At 50.1% G+C, this 20,930-nt stretch carries 19 protein-coding genes; 15 read left to right on the top strand and 4 right to left on the bottom strand.

The features are described from left to right. Nucleotides 1–135 precede the first annotated feature (135 nt). Genes GK091_RS20820 through GK091_RS20810 form a run of 3 tightly spaced genes read left to right on the top strand, consistent with a single transcriptional unit; the run spans nt 136 to nt 2,702 of the window. Nucleotides 136–948, top strand: a complete 813-nt coding sequence (locus GK091_RS20820; protein ID WP_164041807.1) for an acyl-[acyl-carrier-protein] thioesterase — start codon at nt 136–138, stop codon at nt 946–948. After that, nucleotides 923–1,837, top strand: coding sequence for a DUF1338 domain-containing protein (locus GK091_RS20815; RefSeq protein WP_164041806.1), 915 nt, complete (start codon nt 923–925; stop codon nt 1,835–1,837). The genes GK091_RS20820 and GK091_RS20815 overlap by 26 nt, the downstream gene beginning before the upstream one ends. 34 nt (nt 1,838–1,871) lie before the next feature. Continuing rightward, a complete protein-coding gene (locus GK091_RS20810) occupies nt 1,872–2,702 on the top strand; it encodes a sugar phosphate isomerase/epimerase family protein (protein ID WP_164041805.1) in 831 nt (276 codons plus the stop codon). Between the two features lie 7 nt (nt 2,703–2,709). Here GK091_RS20810 and GK091_RS20805 read toward each other — a convergent pair whose 3' ends face one another. The 4 genes from GK091_RS20805 to GK091_RS20790 form a co-directional block, all read right to left on the bottom strand. After that, complete coding sequence (locus GK091_RS20805; RefSeq protein ID WP_164041804.1) at nt 2,710–3,771, bottom strand: aminotransferase class I/II-fold pyridoxal phosphate-dependent enzyme; 1,062 nt, start codon at nt 3,769–3,771, stop codon at nt 2,710–2,712. 38 nt (nt 3,772–3,809) lie between these two features. After that, nucleotides 3,810–4,829, bottom strand: a complete 1,020-nt coding sequence (locus tag GK091_RS20800; RefSeq protein WP_164041803.1) for a dipeptide epimerase — start codon at nt 4,827–4,829, stop codon at nt 3,810–3,812. A 107-nt stretch (nt 4,830–4,936) separates the two neighbouring features. Then, nucleotides 4,937–6,562 (bottom strand): hypothetical protein, encoded by a 1,626-nt coding sequence (locus GK091_RS20795; RefSeq protein ID WP_164041802.1) that lies wholly within the window; start codon nt 6,560–6,562, stop codon nt 4,937–4,939. A gap of 12 nt (nt 6,563–6,574) precedes the next feature. Beyond that, nucleotides 6,575–7,177, bottom strand: coding sequence for a hypothetical protein (locus GK091_RS20790; RefSeq protein ID WP_164041801.1), 603 nt, complete (start codon nt 7,175–7,177; stop codon nt 6,575–6,577). 660 nt (nt 7,178–7,837) lie between these two features. Here GK091_RS20790 and GK091_RS20785 point away from each other — a divergent pair. The 12 genes from GK091_RS20785 to GK091_RS20730 are packed head-to-tail and all read left to right on the top strand — an operon-like array spanning nt 7,838 to nt 20,920. Further along, complete coding sequence (locus tag GK091_RS20785) at nt 7,838–8,665, top strand: polysaccharide biosynthesis/export family protein (protein ID WP_164041800.1); 828 nt, start codon at nt 7,838–7,840, stop codon at nt 8,663–8,665. A 39-nt stretch (nt 8,666–8,704) separates the two neighbouring features. Then, entirely contained in the window at nt 8,705–11,056 is a 2,352-nt protein-coding gene (locus tag GK091_RS20780) for a GumC family protein (protein WP_164041799.1), read from the top strand. A gap of 42 nt (nt 11,057–11,098) precedes the next feature. Next, entirely contained in the window at nt 11,099–11,785 is a 687-nt protein-coding gene (locus GK091_RS20775; RefSeq protein WP_164041798.1) for a sugar transferase, read from the top strand. A 9-nt stretch (nt 11,786–11,794) separates the two neighbouring features. Continuing rightward, nucleotides 11,795–13,123: a flippase gene (locus GK091_RS20770; protein WP_164041797.1), complete on the top strand. Its 1,329-nt coding sequence runs from the start codon at nt 11,795–11,797 to the stop codon at nt 13,121–13,123. Nucleotides 13,124–13,165: 42 nt separating this feature from the next. Continuing rightward, nucleotides 13,166–14,173, top strand: a complete 1,008-nt coding sequence (locus GK091_RS20765) for a glycosyltransferase (protein WP_164041796.1) — start codon at nt 13,166–13,168, stop codon at nt 14,171–14,173. Further along, a complete protein-coding gene (locus tag GK091_RS20760; protein WP_164041795.1) occupies nt 14,170–14,820 on the top strand; it encodes an acyltransferase in 651 nt (216 codons plus the stop codon). Before GK091_RS20765 ends, GK091_RS20760 begins: the two co-directional genes overlap by 4 nt. A 12-nt stretch (nt 14,821–14,832) precedes the next feature. Continuing rightward, nucleotides 14,833–16,227, top strand: a complete 1,395-nt coding sequence (locus GK091_RS20755; RefSeq protein ID WP_164041794.1) for a hypothetical protein — start codon at nt 14,833–14,835, stop codon at nt 16,225–16,227. Then, on the top strand, nt 16,224–16,997 hold the full coding sequence (locus GK091_RS20750; protein ID WP_164041793.1) for a glycosyltransferase family 2 protein: 774 nt from the start codon (nt 16,224–16,226) through the stop codon (nt 16,995–16,997). The genes GK091_RS20755 and GK091_RS20750 overlap by 4 nt, the downstream gene beginning before the upstream one ends. A 27-nt stretch (nt 16,998–17,024) precedes the next feature. Next, nucleotides 17,025–17,573, top strand: a complete 549-nt coding sequence (locus tag GK091_RS20745; protein ID WP_164041792.1) for a serine O-acetyltransferase — start codon at nt 17,025–17,027, stop codon at nt 17,571–17,573. Nucleotides 17,574–17,578: 5 nt separating this feature from the next. Beyond that, nucleotides 17,579–18,661, top strand: coding sequence for a glycosyltransferase (locus tag GK091_RS20740; RefSeq protein ID WP_164041791.1), 1,083 nt, complete (start codon nt 17,579–17,581; stop codon nt 18,659–18,661). Further along, the gene (locus tag GK091_RS20735; protein ID WP_164041790.1) at nt 18,658–19,788 is read left to right on the top strand and encodes a glycosyltransferase family 4 protein; all 1,131 of its coding nucleotides are present in this window, start codon (nt 18,658–18,660) and stop codon (nt 19,786–19,788) included. Before GK091_RS20740 ends, GK091_RS20735 begins: the two co-directional genes overlap by 4 nt. A 1-nt stretch (nt 19,789) precedes the next feature. Further along, nucleotides 19,790–20,920 (top strand): acyltransferase family protein, encoded by a 1,131-nt coding sequence (locus GK091_RS20730; protein WP_164041789.1) that lies wholly within the window; start codon nt 19,790–19,792, stop codon nt 20,918–20,920. The last annotated feature ends 10 nt before the right edge of the window (nt 20,921–20,930 follow it).

The following is a 20,930-nucleotide window of genomic DNA, read 5'->3' as shown; positions in this document are numbered from 1 at the left end:
CTCATTCATTCACGATGATAACCTGTGGCAGGGACCACTTTTGGTTGTACGTTCATCCCTAAATGATTAGTAGAAATAGCACTCCTGCTAACCGGTAGACGGAAATCAATCTGTACATCATGCTACCTTTGCCTCATGGCATTTATCCAGACGGACACCTTTACATTACGCGGCTACGAAACCGATGCGTTCGGGCGACTGAGCGTCCCGGCCCTGATGAACCTGATGCAGGAATCGGCCAATCGAAACGCGATTGAATACGGGATCGGCATCAACGATCTGGCCCGGCAAGGGTACGGCTGGATGCTGATGCGCTTCCGGTTGCGGATGCACACGTATCCTCGCTACGGGCAGACGATTCAGGTTATGACCTATCCCACGAGTGTCGAAAAGTACTTCATTCATCGTGATTTTCGAGTACTGGCCGACGATGGTACATTACTGGCAGATGCGGTCAGTATCTGGCTTGTCTTCAGCATGGATAAACGGGCAATGGTTCCCCTGCCTGACTTCATTCGTGCCTTATCGCTGCCGCCCGGTATAGACCCGTTGCCCAAATTAGCCCTTAAACCTGATTTCCAGAACAAGCCCTTTGCGCCTACTCACGAAAACGAAGTAACGGTTGGCTGGTTCAGTATCGATCAGAATCAGCATGTTAACAACGTATCGTATGTGGAATGGTTGCTCGACGCGGTGGATAGCAATACGTTACAAACGCGGGAATTAGCCGAAATTGATTTAGTTTACCGGACCGAAAGCCATTGGAAAGATCGACTCCTGATCCGGTCGGTTTCAGAATCGGACGACACGATCAATCACCGGATCGAACAGAGCAACCGGCAACCGGGCGAATCGGGTAAAGATGTACTGCTGGCGCAAAGCCGGTGGCGGACAAACAAGAACGACAACGCACAAACCTACGATGAACTCTCCCAGCACAACCGATAAGCAGACACTTGACGCGGTCCTCGATGGGCTGATGCGCCGGTACACTGAACGCGTGCCCGACGTGCGAGCCGTAATCGATGCGATGATCGATGCGGGCATTATTCAAACGTCCGATGAGATCGAAAATGACCACATCGCGTTCCGGACCATGGGCGTTCCTAACCTCGGACTAGCGTCGTTCGAGAAAATTTTCCTGCATTACGGCTACGAACGGCGCGACGAGTACAACTTCATCGAAAAGAAATTATCGGCCTATTGGTATGCCCCACCGGCCCCCGAATACCCCCGCATCTTTGCCAGTGAACTGCGCGTCGACGAGTTGTCGGACGAGGCACAGCGCATCATTCACAACTACACCGACACCGTCACGAGCGACCCCGTCGATGCCCTAAATCTGGACGATGCGGAAGCCGTTGATCAGTTTCTGCACCAGCCCCTCTGGCAAACACCTACATTAGCTGATTATCAGACGCTGTTGAAAGAAAGTGAATATGCGGCCTGGGTGATTTACAACCGCTATTACCTGAATCATTTTACAATCAGTGTTCACAATCTTAAGCCGGGGTACAGTACGATCGACGAGTTCGTTGCTTTTTTGACCGACCGTGGTTTACGGCTCAATTCGGCAGGCGGCACCATCAAAGTCAGCCCCGATGGCGATTTACGACAGGCATCAACGGTTGCCCAGATGATCGACGCTGAGTTTACCGGTGGTGATGTGTTTCGTATTGCCGGATCGTATGTCGAATTTGCCGAACGGCGCGTACTACCTCCCTTCCGCGACTTGCCCGCCGATCAGATCACTCGTCAGCACCGGCGCGAGGGATTTGAGACCGGCAACGCCGACAAGATTTTTGAGAGTACGTTTACCACCCAGACCGGCAACTAGTTTATCCAACCCCCTAAACCTACGCCTTACGAACATGAAACTCTCCCTCCTACTTGCCGGACTGTTGTCTGGTTTTCTGGCACTGGCGCAAAAACCGGCACCCGTCGGTCTGCAACTCTACAGCTTCCGGAGTCAGTTTGCCAAAGACGTTCCCGGTACAATGGCAAAGGTAAAACAGCTGGGCTTCCGGGAGGCCGAGATCGCGGGCACCTATGGGCTGTCTCTAACCGACTTCCGTCAATTGCTGGATCAGAACGGCATCAAAGCCATCAGTACAGGTGCCAGCTATGAGGACCTCGACAACAATGTTCCGAAAATACTCGCAGAAGCAAAGGCATTGGGGGCAAAGTACGTTACCTGCGCCTGGATTCCTCACGGTGGCGACGCCTTCACGATCTACGATGCCGACCGCGCTATCGATGTGTTCAACACCGCCGGGCGACTGCTGGCCGACAATGGAATTACGTTCTGCTACCACACGCACGGGTACGAATTTCAGACGTATCAGAACGGTACCTTTTTCGATTACCTGGCGCAAAATTTCGACCCCAAATTCGTGAACTTTGAGATGGACGTCTTTTGGGTGAAAGCGCCGGGTTATGATCCGGTCGCTCTGTTACAAAAGTATCCGAAACGCTTCCTGTTGATGCACCTCAAAGATCGCAAACCCGGCACACCCGATACCAACACCGGCCATTCGGATATTGAGTCGAACGTGACGCTCGGGCAGGGCGACGTGGGCATTGCCGCCATCATGAAACAGGCAAAAAAATCAGGCGTCAAGCACTTTTTTATTGAAGACGAATCTTCGCGTTCGATGGAGCAGATGCAGGGCAGTTTAGCTTTTCTGGAAGGCTTAAAATAAGGAGCACTTAAAAACAATAGGCATAGACGCATTCGGCCAGCTTCTGTATATCCGCCAGTTCGTGGAAAGCGCTGATCACGATGCGGGTATTGGCACGATCGGCGGCTGTTGGATAAGCAAACGAATAAATGAAGATGCCCTTTTCCAGCAGAAATGGATATAAATCATCGTGATCAGTAAAAAACACGGGATACCCACTGGCGTGCGTGAACAAGCCGGTTGGCATCAATAGTTTTTCCGCTAGAATCAGATTCTGTCGGAGTTTCTCCCGACTCTCGGCATAAAGCACATCGGCCTGTACGTAAGCCGCCAGATAAGCCGGTGGAATGGGTGAGCAGGAGCCAAAAAAGGCCGTCCTACGGATTGCCTTGAGGGTTTCAGCAGTGCCTAAAATTACCCCACCCGGCAGTCCCATTGCCTTCGCAGTAGATGCCGTAACAAGCAGGTTAATGGTATCCTTCTGCGCTATCTGGGGCCAGATACCACGCCCCGCATTAAGCACACCCAGCCCATGCGAATCATCGATAACGAGTGTAATGGGACGATCATCTGGCAAGTCCCGTACCCAACCGAACGAGTAATATTCAGAACGGACAGCCTCGATTGAATTGAGCAGAATCGCGACGGGTCCGGGCTTTATCGTTTGCAACTGAGCCGGTAGTTGGGCCACCCAATCAGCGAAGGGCATAATTGGTAAAGACACCGTTGGTCCGTTCCAGATGGCAGGATGGGCATTTGGTCCGTAGACGAACTCAGTATAGCCCAGCCGCAACCAATTGACGACTGCCTGGCCGGCCATCATTCCCGACGAGAGCGTCAACGCTGTCTCTGCGCCCACAAATTGGGCTAGTTTCGCTTCGGCTTCTTCGTAGACACTCAGTTGCAGATTACCGTTCCGTGAACTACCGAATACCGTGCCATATCGACCAATAGCGTCTGTCAGCAGTTGCTGAAAGGCCAGGTTTTGTGGTAAGCCCAGATAGGCCGTACCGCTAAAAAACAGATACTCCCGATCGTCATGCTTGATTATGCGATTGGGAAGGCTATCTATGGCAAACGTTGTTGACATCGTAAAAGTCATAAAATCGGAACGAAACACAACTCAGGCTATCGGGTGAGCAAACGGGCTCCTGTGCCACTGCTATTAGCGTAAATAACGCGTCCGTAATCGAACGTGACGCCCGTAGCCGGATCGTTGGCAATAAGTAGTGAACCATCAAGGTCGGCGTAATCGAGTAAAGGAAGTAGCTGGGCAATGGCTGAAATACCAACGCTCGATTCGGTCATGCAGCCGACCATGACCCGCAGGTTCAGTTCACGAGCACGGGCAATCATACGTCGGGCGGGCGTCAAGCCACCGCACTTCGTCAGTTTGATGTTGACACCGTGAAAATACCCGGCGCAGCGCTCGACATCGGCCTCAACGATACAACTCTCGTCGGCGATGATGGGCAGTGTCGATTGGTCAAACACCATCTTCGCTCCTTCCCAATCGCTGGCGGGTAAGGGCTGTTCAATAAATTCGACGCCCAATTCGGCCAGCACCTGCGATTTCGCCAGGGTATCGGCCACGGTCCAGCCGCAATTGGCATCGACCCGAAACACAGCCTCGGTATACTGGCGTAGCGTCCGAATGATTGACAGGTCAGTTTCTGGTCGTCCCAGTTTAATCTTATACAGTGGCCAGGGCAACTCCTGCATTTTTTCGACCATTCGCTCGGGAGTATCCAGCCCGATGGTATAATTGGTCAGCGGACTGTTGGCCGGATCGAGCCCCCAGAGTTCATAGAGTGGCTTTTCCTGTTTTTTGGCCCATAAGTCCCACGCAGCCTGATCAAGCGCACACAGCGCGAACGGGTTCTGCGCCAGAGACTGATGCATGTCAGCCCAGAACGTTTCAGGATCAGTGAGCGTATAGGCTTCTATCTGCGGGCGAATTGATTCGAGGGCCGTGACCATGCCGTCCATGGTGATACCATAATAGCGGGTAGCCGTTGCTTCGCCAAATCCCCGATACGCTCCGTCCCGAAGTTCAACGATCAGCGTAGGCTGTACATCCCGACTATCATGAGCAATGGTAAATGTATGGTTCAGGCGTAAATCGACGCGGTGAAGGAACAACTGCATGACGTATTTCTTACGTTTTCAGCCGAAAGTTACGGGGCAGAATTCATAAAAGCCCACAACTACGCCTACCCGGTCAATCCCAGCACGGGTTACCCGTCAATCTACCGTCATTTACAGTACATTTCAGCCTTGATTTTCAGCACCCATTCGGGTTTATCGACCAGATAATCATTCTGCCGTAGCGGCCAGGAAGCCCCGCCATCGGTACTGGCCCGGAAGTCGTACGTTTTGCCAAGCTGTAGTTTATAGGAAGCCACTTTACGCTGGGTGCGCGTGGCAATGATCAGGTCGCGCCATTCGTCCTGACCCGATAGACTATACTGCGTCCGAATTTCGGCGGGTAGTGCCGATTCATCGAGTTTCATTCCGCCGGGGCAGGAGAAATAAAACTCCAGTTTCATAACAGGCGGTACAGGCAGCTCGCTCAGGCTAAGCGGGATCGGGGTCTCATTACAGGTAGCGACCTTAACCGACTCCGCAATCAAACCCCCTTTCGATCCCTTTCCCCAGGCGTCCGTTTCATCGTAAATCTGTAATTTCAACTGACGCCCCCGCGCCTGATTATAGACCCGAATCACTGAGCCGTTATTGACATTGGCATAAAAGCCACCCACCTGAGCGCCCGTAGCGACATCGATCAGTTTGCACAAGTAATTAACGTCAACGTTATTCAGCTTACTGCTAACGATTTTGAACACAGGTCCGACATCGCAGACCGATTCCGTCCAGGTAGCGACATAGGCCGCAGCAGACGGTGCCAGCGCCTGGTACTCGAGATTACCAGTTTGTGCATTTCGCCTAACTACGCCGGGTACTTCTTCCTGCCATCGGTTGGCAAATGCGTCGTAGCTATACAACGGTATCGAATCACCTACCTGAACCGCCCGACCCGTTTTACCATTGACCGTTGCCGGATTCAGTTCCATTGACCACGGCACAGGTTGCGAAAATTTAGTCGCCAATTGGTACAACTCGTTATAGACCTCCACCGTCATTGACCCGGCAATGGACGATACACGCAACGTGCCGGGTGATGGTGACCCATTTCGGCCATTGACATACGACAGAATGCCACCGCCCGGCACCTGACTCGTCGCATCGCTGGTGGTCCGGGCGTTCGTGTGAATAACGGACATGGTGAGCGATCCACCTACTGGTTGACCGTCGCGGTCGGTAAGTTTCGTGCCAGATTGAATGGTAACGGTAGCCTGATCGACGGTTTTCGTTTGCTCAGCCGTGGTAAGCTTTATGACGGCTGACACAGTGCCATCCGTACCTGCCCGTCCGGTTGTGCGGGCGGCTGTAAGCGTGCGGGGTGGTTTGAGCAGATTGATCCGGCGAATATAACGCGTCACCCGATTTGAATTAGTCAGGGTAGTCGGCTGAACAACGGTCAGGTAATCGTCGGCGGCCACGACGGCCGTAAACCGGAACGGCTTCTGCGCCGACAACGCAACGGCAGGCGATGCCGCCAGTAGTAGATTGCCGTCCGAGTTTATTTTATAGCGCGTCGTATTCAGCGTCGTCACGACCTGGCTGGCATCAGGTCCGGCCACGACAACCTGATTATTCTGGGGCAGACTATTTCCGGCAGGATCGTAGAAGCGATACTCAACAACACCCGCCTGAATCGGATCTTTCACGCGAAGCTGAATTCCGTCGAGCGGGTTATGGCAGGAATCTATCGACGCAGCTACGACGATCAGGCAATACAACAGGTTACGACGTTTCATACAGACCGGCAATTAATGGGAGCGATTGAGGGCGTACGATAGTGTGATATTGACAGAAGGCAGGTAGCGGTAGTTCGACAGGTTACGCTCAACGATGGGCACCTGTTCATCGATGTTCGTCGTTTCTAGAAAGCCCTCGTATGCAAGCTGAACGCGGGGCCGACCGAGGTAATAAACGCCCATCTCGAATCCTATATTCAGGCGCTTACCGGGCATCATCTGACCAAATCCCCAACCGGCATACCCCACGACCGACTGCCAGCGGAAGCCCAGATCGACAGTGCCAACATCGTCAGGCGTTAATTCCAGCCCACCCAGGTTCAATTTATTGGTGGCCGTAATCACGAAATTCATTGCCGGATGCCAGGTATAACCAGCACCTGCTGTCACGAAAAAGGAGCCATGCGTCAACGGATACCACTTCAGACTGGCTTCGGCAAAGCCAATGGTAAAGTCAGGAGCTATAACTATATAGGAGTCGGGGGCTGTTTTGACACGAACCTCCTTGCGATAGGCTATGTATTGACCACCAAACCGGGCAACCAGGCGTTTAGGTGAATTTAGTACCCGATTGTAATACAAGCCAATACCCGTCGTGCCGACTCTGATACTCACAGACGGCGGTGTTAGTCTCTTGTCTGTCGAGTCTGGCTTTAACTGCGCTGAGTGGGCTAAAGTGACCACCGTGAGCAAGTAAGCTACCAAAAGCATATTTCGCATATCACTAAACTCCCTCCACCTCTTGTTAAATATTCAACAATAAAGGTAACATAAATTTATGGATGAGTAGGGCTATTTAGCTAGAAAAATACCCGATTTTTAGTTAAACTATATAAAATAAGGTAACACTACATTTAATTTATAATTAAATCTAAGCAAAATATAATTTGGTCAATTCTAACTTAAACAGAATTAACACTATAGAAGCGAGCATGCTGAATTTTATTTAGATACCTTCTGATAAATATCCATGACCATTTTTATGATTATTCTACCTACGACTATAACTAAACAAAGCAAATGAACCATTTTGGCTATAATCGACAAGAATTAAGATATAAATTAACTTTTTAAGATTTTTGTAAATAAATAATTTACTAAATTTGTATAAAGCTTTTCATAGCAACAACTAGTATATATACTCAGCCAGAAGACATGAATATATTAAACAATTGTGACTCATACTCACCTTAGTGAACGTCCAATGCTTTGTCAGCGGACGTTGATCGCCACTCTTTTCTTTCTCATTCCAGACGTTTTATACTCTTTGATCGCATGAAATCATTTTTAACACACTTTATACGTAATCAACACTTAGGAGTTATCATAGTAACGCTTGCATTAGGTAGTAATCTCCTGACTGGCTGCGTCTCAACAAAGCAATTATCTTATTTTCAAGATGAAGCGGGAAAGCTGGATACACTAACCGTGGCCGCCCGCTACGTACCTACTATTCAGCCCGGTGATGTTCTCTCCGTGCAGGTAAGCAGTCTGAATCCGGAGGCATCTGCTTTCTTTAATCCATACACCTCGTTTGCCGTGGCCGACCGCAGCCCCCAAGCTAGTTCATCGGCTAGTACCACCCCACTTCCCGCCGTAAACGGCTATCTGGTTGACAATACCGGCATGATCGAATTACCGGTATTAGGTAAAGTAAACGTCAGCGGCCGAACGGTCAACCAACTCAAAGATCAACTGCGTGGATCGCTGAAAGAATACCTGAAAGAACCGACAGTAAACATCAGAAATCAGAACTTCCGGATTTCGGTTATGGGTGAAGTCACCAGACCGTCATTGTTTACGATTCCCAACGAGCAGATCACGTTGCTTGAAGCACTGAGTCTGTCGGGCGATGTAACGATCTATGGCCGCCGGGACAACGTGCTGGTGATCCGGGAAGAAAACGGTAAGCGCACCTTCTCACGCATTGATCTTACGAAACGGGACCTGTTCACTTCCCCCTTCTACTACCTACATCCAAACGACGTAGTCTACGTTGAGCCAGGTCGGGTTCGGGCCGCTACCGCCGACAGAACGAACCAGCTTGCCCCAGTCATACTGGCTGCTATGTCCTTTCTGGCCATTATCGCTTCCCGATTCTAACCTCATTCCTTATCCAATAGTAAATAAACAGGCATTACTATGTCGAATCAGAACAACTATGCCTATACGCCTTATCAGGTGTATGAGGCTGACAACACGCCCAATCTTCGGATGCTGCTGATGCGCTATGCCCGACACTGGAAGTGGTTCATCTTGTCCGTGCTGCTGGCCATTGGTGCTGCTTATGCCTATCTGTTATATCAGACACCAATTTATACGATAGAAACAACCCTCCTTATCAAGGATGACAAGAAGGGACTAAGTGAAGAGAATATTCTGAAAGAGATGGATATCTTCTCGCCCAAAAAAGTCATCGAAAATGAGATGGAAATTCTGAGATCACGCGCCCTGATGGGCAAAGTGGTTGAAAGCCTAGGCCTTGATGTCCAGTACTTCAGGCCCACCAATACCGTCAAAAAGGAAATCTTTGATGAATCACCCGTGCGTCTTATCGTCGAAAAGGCCAATCCTTCACTATACGGTACGGAGCTGGAACTGACTGTACCTAGCTCCAACAAGGTTCGGATCAACAATGTCGATTACCCGATCAACCAGAGCATACAAACATCCTACGGCCGTCTGCGCGTATTTGCCCGTCATGCGCTGAAAGCGAGTGCCGAGCCCCTGCTTATTCAGGCGCAGCCAAAACGCATCGCGATCAATAATTACTTGAAAAACCTGACGATTGCGCCCAGTAGCAAAGCATCAACTGTATTGCAAATGACGCTTGACGATGCGGTTCCTCACAAGGGAGAAGCCATCCTGAACAAGCTTGTCAGCGAGTATAATCAGGCAGCTATTGTCGATAAGAACATTGCCGCATCGAATACCCTAAACTTTATTGAGGATCGGCTGCAATTGATCGCCGGTGAGTTGTCGACTGTCGAAAAAGGAGTTGAATCGTACAAGTCGGCAGAGGGGATCACAGACCTGAGTTCGCAGGCCCAAGTATTTTTGGAAACGGTGAAAGACAATGACAACCGCCTGAATCAGACAACCATTCAACTGGCTGCCATTCAGGATATCGAGCGTTACGTTGCCCGAAAAGCTACCGAACGGGGTGTCGCTCCGTCAACGGTTACAATCAGCGATCCGGTCCTCATCGGCCTTGTCACCAAAATGGGCGAATTAGAGCTTCAGCGCGACCAGCTGAGTCGGACAACGACGGCCAGCAACCCCATCCTGCTGTCGCTGGAAAGTCAGATAAGCGCCACGAAAGCGAGCCTGGCGGAGAACATCAGCAACGTTAAACAGGCCGTACTAGGTACCCAGCAGCGCCTACGTATTACGAATCAGCAACTTGAGAATCAGATCAGAACCATACCGCACAAAGAGCGCGCGCTGGTTAACATCACCCGTCAGCAGGTCATTAAAAATAACCTGTATACCTATTTGCTGGAAAAACGCGAAGAAACAGCACTTTCCTACGCATCGACCGTGGCCGACAGCCGTACGATTGATCCACCCAGCAGCGGTACCGATCCAGTGAAACCGGTTCAGCGAACGATTTTCATGTTGTTTGGCCTTGTCGGACTTCTATTACCAATCGGTGTTCTTGGCGCGCGGGATGCGCTCAATAACCGGGTTAGCCGCCGGTCCGATGTCGAAGCTATCTCCCAGGTGCCGATTTTAGGGGAGATCGCTTCCAGCCGTAATGTCGATCCAATGGTTATGATTTCGGGTCAACGTTCTGTCATTGCGGAACAGATCCGGGCACTGCGAACAAATCTCCAGTTTCTGCGCAGCAATCCCGTCGACAGTCAGGTGGTGATGTTCACATCAAGCATCAGCGGTGAGGGCAAGTCTTTTTTATCACTGAACCTTGGCGCAAGTCTGGCACTGGTCGGTCGGCCAACGGTAATTCTGGAAATGGACCTGCGCAAGCCTAAAATTCATTCGGTTGTGGGTGTGAACAATACGGTTGGTATCAGCAATTACCTGATTCAGGAAGCCACCCTGGACGATGTGTTACAGGAGATTCCCGGCTTTCCGAATTACTATATCATCACCTGCGGACCCATTCCACCAAACCCCGCCGAATTGCTGAGTAGTCCCGCACTGGGTCAGTTGTTCCGTGAACTACGCGAGCGGTTCGACTATGTAATCGTCGATTCTCCGCCGGTTGGTCTGGTAACGGATGCGCAATTGATTTCGCCCTACGTGGATGCAACGATGTTCATGGTGCGCCATGACCATACACCAAAAGCGTACCTGCGCATGATCGACAATCTGTATAAAGAGCATCGATTCCAGCGGTTAAACCTGATTCTGAACGCTGTCGGTGGCGGTGAGTCGTATCAGTATGGCTACGGGTACGGCTACAACAACTACGGTGGCTACTACGAAGAGTCTACTAAAATAGCCAAGACTTCGACCCGTAAACGCAAATAGTACAGTGAGTTATCGTCACGATCTATATTCTATCTTATTGATATGCTTGACTTTTCTTTGCAATCGCTTAACGACCCAGCGGTACTCAATGAATCGTTTTCGGCAGACGGTAATGCACTATTCCGATCGGACCGAAAGTACGAACGGCTAAAACGTTTATTCGACATTTTAGTGGCTGGTATTGTGTGTATGTCGTTACTGCTTTGGTTGGTGCCGGTCATTGGTCTGTTAATCCGGCTCACCTCACCCGGTCCCATGCTGTTCATGCAATTGCGTACCGGTCGAAACGGGCGTCCGTTCCGGTGTCTGAAGTTTCGCACGATGGCTCATACGACGGATGGGGAGTTCAAACAGGCTACCAAAAACGACCTGCGGGTCACGCGTGTTGGCCGGTTTCTGCGTAAGTCGAATCTGGACGAGCTACCCCAGGTGTTCAATGTGCTCCTGGGCGACATGAGCATCGTGGGACCCCGCCCCCACCCCATCCAACTCGATGCAAAGCACTGGAAAACGCTGCCGGGTTATCAGGCCCGGTATGCCGTCAAACCTGGCATAACGGGGTTGGCCCAGTCTCGTGGCTGCCGGGGAGAAACCGCGCAACTGGTTGACATGCAGCACCGGATCAAGTACGACCACTTTTACATCCGGAAACAATCGCTGCCGCTGGATCTGAAAATCTGTCTATGGACGGCCTACAAAATGGTTACCGGTGACGAAAAAGCTCATTGAGCCTACCCTATGATAAAAGCTTTCCAGAGACGAGTGAAGAGTGGTCTGGCTCAAACGCTGGACGTGAATAGTGCCGAAACAGCATCCATTCTGAAGAATATCGGATGGCTGCTTCAGGGCAAACTCATTAATTACATCCTGATTTTCGCGGTTGGTATCTATACGATCAACCGGCTGGGGCCGGAACGATACGGTGTCTTTACGTACTGTTATGCGCTCTCATCCTTTTTTACAACGCTGGTTGGCTTTGGCTTGCGGGAAATCGTTATTCGGGAATTGGCCAAAAACGCCGAAAATCGACGTACAATCCTCGGCACGGCGGGTGCATTGATGGGCGGTTTCAGCCTTGTGTCCTATGGCCTTGTTATCGGTGTCGTTTATGTGTTGCGACCCAGCGATGATTTTTCGCATCAGTTGGTTTCGCTGCTGGGGGTATCGCTGTTCTTCGTTCCGCTTACCGTCTTTTCGTTTTACTTCGATGCACAGTTACAATCGAAAAAAGCGGTCGGTGCGGCCAACATAGCATCGATAGCCACCAGCGCGGCTAAAGTGACGGTAGCAACGGTCTCGAAAAATCTGTTTCTGTACGGCGTAGCTACGCTGACCGAAAGCTTCATCACGGGCATTGGCCTGCTGTATCTGGCGATCAAAGAACAATTGCTGAACGGGTTGCGATTTGACCGGAGGTTCGCCCGAATGCTGTTGCGTGATAGCTGGCCATTAGCGGTATCGAACATGGCGATCTGGCTGTTTATGCGAGTTGACCAAATTTTGGTTCGTGACATGGCGGGCGATTTCGAAAGCGGCATCTACGCAACGGCCAATCGATTCGTCGATGCGGTGTACTTCGTACCGATGATCATTCAGTCATCTTTTCTACCCAAAATTGTCAAGGCGCACCAGAAAAGTCTGGCCGAATTTCTTCAAAGTCTGGCCCACCTCCACAAAATAATGGTTGGTGCCGCCTATGCCATCATTGTCGGCTTCGTGCTGTTCATCAAACCGTTCATTGTCTTCTTTCTGGGAAATCGGTTTGAAGCGAGTGCAGACGTTAGTTTGGTACTGGTCATTACGCTCTTGTTCGTTGCCCTTGGTGTAGCCCGGAATGCGTATGTCTACACCCTCAACCTGTCGCACCTGTTTCTACGCATTACCCTGATCGGTTCGGTACTGAATATTGGGATGAATATGTTTCTGATTCCCCGTTACGGTGCGTACGGGGCTGCTATATCGGTGCTGGTTACACAGTTTTACGTAACGTTTCTGAGCAGCTTCATCCATAAACCATTACGTCCGACCGGCAAGATCGCGCTGAAGGCATTATTGCTTCAAAGCTGAGCTATTTCCTGGAAAGCCAACGTACACATAACGTTTAAACTCATGAACAAAGGTGTTTCGGTTGTTATTTGCTGCTACAACAGTGCCGCCCGGTTGCCGGAAACACTGGAGCATCTGACAAAGCAACGCGTATCTGATAAAATCAAGTGGGAAGTCGTTGTTGTCGACAATAATTCTACGGACGAAACCGCGCAGGTGGCTCAGCGACTGTGGGATTCGTATTTGACAACTATTCCGCTGACGATCGTTAATGAGCCGCAACAGGGCCTTATCCATGCCCGTATGACGGGAATACGGGCCGCTACCTACGAGTACCTTATTTTCTGCGATGATGATAACTGGCTCTGCACGAACTACGTGACTGACAGTTTTCGGATTCTGGAATCGAACGATCGAATCGGTGCTTGTGGTGGTCAGGGTGCTCCGGTTTTTGGTGGTAACAAGCCGGATTTCTTCGATGGTTGTGTGCACGGGTATGCACTTGGTCCACAAGGCCGGAACGAGGGTGAAGTGATGGGCAGCACGCTCTACGGAGCGGGTTTGGTTGTGCGACGTTCGGTCATTCTGCGGGTACTGGACTCCGGATTCCAGACCAAGTTAAGTGGCCGTTCGGGTAAAACATTGTCGGCCGGTGACGATGGCGAACTGACCACACTAATCAAGATTCTGGGATATCAGCTTTGGTACAGTCCGTATCTCGAATTTGAGCATTACCTGCCCGAAGGTCGACTACAATGGTCATACATCACTCGCATGTTTCAGCAATTCGGTAAAGGCAACGGGGTCCTTCAACCATACTATGCGCTAGCCGAACAAACCAACAGCCGAAGCTGGACGTATCACTTTTTTCGGCGCGTTTATTATACGCTGCGTCGATTGACCGCACCCAGATCCGTTCGAGAAAAATATATTGTTCTCCTAATGGATGCCACGATGCTTACCACGATGGTCTCGCAACGTAAGCACTTCTCATCCACCATGCAGGACCTGCTACGGGTTAAGAAAAACTTTACGGCGCTTACGCCACAACCTATTCTGAACCGGTCATGAGATCTGCAATCAGTTTAGTCCTCAATTCAATACGCAACTGGCAGCTGGCGTTGCAAACGGCTCTTTTTTATCAGAAGATGCGGTTATTCTACCCTAACGTAACACTAGGCAAGAACATACGACTGTATGGTAAGCTGATCTGGAAAGTAGCGCCGGGTGCAAAAATCGTCATCGGCGACAATGTCGTTTTTCGCTCATCGACCCAGTACAATGCCATTGGTCTCTACAATCCCGTAATCATTTCGGTCGCTAATGGCGCAACACTACACATTGACCACGACTGCGGTTTTTCGGGTACATCCATCAATGTTACGTCATCGGTAACGATCGGTCCGTACTGCAACCTAGGCGGCAACACGTCGATATGGGATAATGACTTCCATCCGCTTGATTATCAGTTGCGACGGACCCAACTGGAAGGGTTTCGGAAGGCTGCTATCGCTATTGGTGCTGACTCGTTTATCGGCGCGAACTCCATCATCCTGAAAGGAGTCACCATTGGTGAAAGGTCGATTGTTGGAGCGGGCTCAGTCGTTACCCGCACGATCCCCGACGATCAGATCTGGGCGGGGAACCCAGCTCGCTTCATTCGGGATGTACCAGCTTCGACGTTAGCCGAAATCACTCGGCCAGCCTATTCACTCTAAACCGAACGAATCATGCTTGGACTCCTACTGACCGGGCTGGCGATCTACCAGTTTATTTTCACCAGAAATTATTATTGTTCCTTACTCATCTTTTTCGGCCTGATAACCAATGGTTTTCAACTCATTCCGGCCTCTATTTTAATGGCGGCTTCGCCGGTCGATAAACTAACAGACTTAGCGCTATTGTACATTGTCGTACTGCTGTTTTATCGGTTCGACACGCTTCAGAATGTGATTCGTCGCGAAGGCGTTTTCAAATGGGTAGCGGCCTTTGTTATCTTCGTACTGGCCGACGCGTTCTATAGCTGCGTTGTGCTGGACTACAGTTTCTCCGGAGTTCTCAAAGTACTGAGAGCCAATCTGTTTTTGTTGAGCTTCGGCGTTTTCTTCATCGTGCCGACACACGTATTGATTCGTGTTATGCGCACAGTGTGTGCCATCACAGTCGTACTGTGTGTAATTTTTCTGATTCAGATTCCGCTTAAAACATCATTTCTGGCAGCGCAGGCAGCCGGTAGTGAAGCCATCACACACGATATAGAAGGTTTCGGATTTACCCGTTTCTACAACACACCGGTCTACCTGACACCCGTATTTTTCTACTATCTGTTTGTGCATCAGTTCCGCTCAAAAATGATGCAGGTTAGTGTAGTCGGCATTCTGGTACTAACCGTAGTGGCCCCTATGCACCGTTCCTATATCATCACACTCTTTTTTGTCATTGTTCTGTACGTGTTGGTCACGCAACGGAACAAGCGAACGATGTACCTAAGCGCGATCAGCGTTGTTGCCTACCTAGTTTCGCTGATCGATGTGGTCAGTTACCGGATCAACGAAGCGTTTACGGATCTCGGCCGGACGTTGTCGGGCTCCATGGTGCTCGGTCAGATGGACTACAGCGACAATACGCTCACGTTTAGAATTGCCCACTTGCTCGAACGGTTTCAATACATTATGTCGCTGCCATTGGGTTGGCTGTTTGGTATTGGCCTCCTGGGAGAAGATACCAAGCAAGCTAATAAGCTACCCTTCGAGGTTGGTATTTTTCAGGAGCGCTACGATCGCGTCGCGCAGATCGAAACCGGCGATATTCCGTGGTCAATGCTACTGTTACAGGTTGGCCTCGTCGGTGCCATTTTCTACACAATCGTACTGGTGATGTTGGCAAAGCATTTTTACAAACGGAAAGCAACCTTATACAGTGTTGCCGGATTGCTCTGGGTTACAGAAGCTCTGCTTGCCTCAATGCTTGGCGTAGAAATGATTCTGATCCCATTCCGGGTATTCATGCTGTTCATTGCGGTAATAGCAACGAAAGCGTCAGGAACTATCCCCAGTATAGTATTTCCCGCCGAACCACCTGTTCAGAAAACAAACTACTCATCTTTTGAAACGATACCCGTATGATCGCTACCAAGCTGCCCAAAGTATCTATTGTTACACCATCGTATAATCAGGGTCAGTTTATCGAAGCAACCATTCAATCGGTTCTTGGTCAAACGTATAAGAACATCGAATACATCCTTGTCGACGGCAAGTCTACCGACGAAACAATGGCTGTGGTCGATCGGTATCGTGATAAAATCGACATCGTTATCCACGAGAAAGACCGGGGCCAGTCCGATGCGATCAACAAGGGGTTTCGGGCGGCTACCGGCGATCTGGTGGGCTGGATCAATTCCGATGATTTGCTTCACGCTGATTGTGTCGAGCAGATTGTCCGGCTCTATCAACAGCATCAGGACGGTTCTATTTACTACGGCAGCCGGGTAGACTGGATCGACGGGAAGGGCAATTTCATCGAAACCCGGCAAGTGACCATATCCGGCAAATCGCAACTGCTGACCAGCAATTATGATGTCATGCAACCCGGCTCCTTTTACCCGACCGAGCTCATTCAACGCGTGGGGTACGTAGACGAGTCGATTCATTATTGCATGGATCTGGACCTGTGGCTGCGTTTGCTCAACCATGGACCCATTTATTACTACTCCGATAAATCATCGGCCTGTTACCGTCGGTGGGAAGCGACAAAAACCAGCACGGGGGGGCATCTGTTCCTACGCGACATTCGTCAGGTTTTGCGCAAACACGGAGCAACTCCCTACTCCAAAGCAACGCTGAAAACTCGTTACCGGGCTTTCAAAAGTATCGTTAAGGCAACGCTGTCACAATAAACTGTATTCCTTCGGGACATCAAGATCATGGACGCGATCATAAAGGCTGATTTATACCGGTATACAGGCCAGACAGGTTTTCGGGCTTTCATGAAGTGTTTGCTGACACCCGGATTTCGGTACACGTACTGCTTTCGGAAGGTATCCCGACACGGCAAATTTAGTCTGCCCGGTGCCTTTTATCGGTTGTTTTATTACCACTACACGTTCAAGTTTGGCTTCCAGATCAATCACAACACCAAAGTTGGTAAAGGGCTGGTCATTCAGCACTTTGGCCCGATCGTTATCAATAAACAGGCCGTCATTGGCGACAATTGTTACATCGCCCATAACGTCACGATCGGGCAAACAAACCGGGGCGAACGCAAGGGATGTCCAACAATTGGCAACAAGGTCTGGATTGGAACCGGCGCCGTTATCGTCGGCCGAATCACGGTGGGCGATAACGTTCTGATCGCACCCAACACATTCGTCAATTTCGACATACCCGCCGATAGCGTCGTTATCGGTAGTCCGGCAAAAGTGATTGCGAATAAAGAAGCAACGGCAGATTACATCGTTAACACGGTTGATTAAAAGTTATGCGAATCATACATCTAAACTTTGGTTTGGAAACTGGCGGCACGGAAACCATGCTGGTGGATATTCTCAACGAGCAATGTCAGTTTGTGGATTTGCATCTGGTCATTATCAATGCAACCTACAATCCGGCATTGCTGGCCCGGATCGACCAGCGCGTTCAGGTTCACCTGATCGACCGGCCGGCAGGGAGCCGCAATCCAGGGTATCTTGTCAAGCTAAACAGGCTACTATGGCGGCTTAAGCCCGACGTTATCCACTGTCATAATCCCAAAGCCGTGACGTTGTTACGTCAGTCATGCCGGAAGTACCTCACGGTTCATGACGTTACAGTACCAACTACGTATTTCCGCCAATACAACCGCCTGTTTGCTATTTCTTCGATTGTTCAAACCGATATCAAACAACGTTCAGGGCTGGATGCTGCCGTAATTTATAACGGTGTTCCTGCGGCAACGATCCGTCAAAAATATCCACCCTACAGCAATGGTCCTTTCCGGATGGTTCAGATTAGCCGGCTGATGCACCAGAAAAAAGGCCAGCACATTCTGTTGCATGCACTTAATCAGCTGATTACAGAGTTTGGTCTGGATACGATACACCTCGATTTTATTGGCGAAGGTGATTCATGGGCTATACTGAAAAATATGGTAACCGAGCTGAAACTGGAACCATATGTTTCGTTCCTCGGCCTGAAAGACCGTGCTTACATCTACCAGCAGTTAGCCGAGTATGATCTGCTTGTGCAGCCTTCGCTTTATGAGGGATTCGGTCTGACGGTGGTTGAAGCCATGGCGGCTGGCGTTCCGGTTCTGGTATCCGACATCGATGGACCGCTGGAAATCATAAACACAGGCACGTTCGGCACCTCGTTTACAACCGGCAACGCCGATGATTGCGCTGATCATATCCGAACAATAATAAGCGAGTCCACGACCGATCATTTCCAGCAGAAAATATATCAGGCGAAAGTACACGCCCGGTCAGCCTTTACGGTACAGCGTACTGCTCAGGAGTACCTGGATGCCTACGCGTTGCCTGATAACGTACCCTTTATTTCTTTTTTATCTGCCAAAACTGTATGATAACCGCTAGCGCACCTCCTGTAACATCCGTTTCAATTCCGAGGGAAGTAGCCGAAAAGGTGCTGACCGTTGGTTTCCGCCACCGCCCCTATGAAGGCGGCATCGGTTACCTGATTTACGTGTACGAAAAGTATTTCGGCGTATTCAAGTACATCACCACGCACCGAATGGTCCCTAACAAGCTTCAATTGGTGTGGTATTTTATCGGTCAGTATGTTAACCTACTACGAACCCTGATCAAGGACCAGTCGATCCGGATCGTTCACATTCATGGGGCATCTTATGGTAGTTTCTATCGAAAATTCATCGTATTCCTGACGGCTAAATATTTATTCGGGCGGCAGACGATTTACCACATGAATGGCTCGGAGTTCAAAGTATTTTTCACCGAAAGCAGCCCTGTCATGAAAAATCTGGTGCGCTTTATGGTTGAGAACACCGATGTTATGCTCTGTCTGTCCGAATCTTGGAAAACATTTTTCGAGGCTAATTTCCGGATGAAGCGAATTGAAATATTGGGCAATGTTATCGATATGCCCCAACGCAGTACGGCGTTGACAAATCCGCTGGGAAGCGGTCCGCTCCGGGTTCTTTTCCTGGGCCTGATTGGCAACCGGAAAGGTATATTCGATCTGCTGGATGTGGTCCGACAGCACAAAGCCGATTGGAACGGTAAACTTGAGCTAACCATCGGCGGTAATGGTGAAGTCGAAAAACTTCAGGCATTCATCGAACAGCACCGCCTGGAGACGATCGTTCGTTTTGAAGGCTGGGTATCGGGTGATCACAAGCAAAAGCTACTCTCCGAAAGCGACGTATATATCCTGCCGTCATATAACGAAGGGCTGCCCTTATCTATTCTGGAAGCAATGAGTTATCACCTGCCGGTCATCTCGACGCCGGTTGGCGGCACAGCCGAAGCCGTTGTCGACGGTGTCAATGGCTATCTGGTACAACCCGGTGATAAACAGGCAATTTATGAACGGCTGAATGGCTTCATCGAAAATCCGTGTCTGGTTCGCCAGATGGGCGATGAGTCGGGCTATATCATTCAGCGTTACCTGCCGGATGCTATTTTCCCGAAGCTCCATTCAATTTACAAGGACTTACTCGCTCAACCACAGTAACATGTCACAACTAAGTCAACAACGAGCCAATACAAACTATATTCCAGGGCTGGACGGTTTCCGAGGTGTAGCCATACTGCTGGTGGTATTCAGCCACTACGGGTATGGTCATATTCTTCCCGGCGGTTTTGGCGTAACGCTTTTTTTCTTCATCAGTGGCCTGTTGATCACCCGGCTCATGATTGCCGAGTATGAGAAAAAGCAACGCATCGACATGAAAAGTTTCTACGCCCGGCGGCTTCTTCGGCTTTATCCGGCACTGCTGTTCATGGTCGTCATTGCGGTTCTGTTCACGATCCTGATTGGCTGTGAGGTGAACATGAATGAGATTTTATCGACCGTATTTTACTACCGGAACTATTACATGATCTATGCCACGCCCGAGGTATCGGCGATGTGTTCGAAGGTGTATAACATTGTCTGGTCACTGGCGGTCGAGGAGCATTTTTACATCGTTTTTCCAATCCTCTTCATCGTCCTGTTCCGGTGGAACAATCTGTTTATTGGTATTCTGATTGCAGCGATAATCGGGGCTATGTGCTGGCGATTGCATATTGCCTCGACGCAGGGATTGAGCTATGCCGTAACGGATCGGATCTACCGTTCTACCGACACACGCTTCGACGCCATTCTGTTCGGTTGCCTGACCAGTCTGGTCTTACATCGTACGCCAAACGGCTCCTACATTCGCTTTGCCGGTCACTGGCTGCCGTATGGTGTAGCTGCGCTGCTGTTGCTGTTCACGCTGGTCTACCGTGACCTGTTTTTCCGCGAAACGATCCGGTATACGGTTCAGGGAATGGCTTTATCTGTACTCGTTCCAGCGACCCTATATCACAAAACATATAGCTGGCTGTTGACCAAGTTAAGTGTCCCCTGGCTGATTCAGGTGGGGAAAGTCAGTTACTCGCTGTATATGTTTCACTGGGTGGGCGTTTGCTTTGCGGAACATTACGTAACGCCTTACCGCGCCACCTTACCCTGGATGGCGGTGGCGGCATCCGTTGGCATCGTTCTTACCCTGATCAGTTACCTCTATGTTGAAAAACCGACCATGAAACTCCGAAAACGCTTCGGCTCCAACGTCGACGTGACCGAGAAAATGAACATCAATCCGGTGGCCAGTCATTAAGTTAACCGCT

Source organism: Spirosoma agri (assembly GCF_010747415.1).
Classification (GTDB): Bacteria; Bacteroidota; Bacteroidia; order Cytophagales; family Spirosomataceae; genus Spirosoma; species Spirosoma agri.
This window is presented reverse-complemented; position numbering and strand designations above follow the sequence as displayed.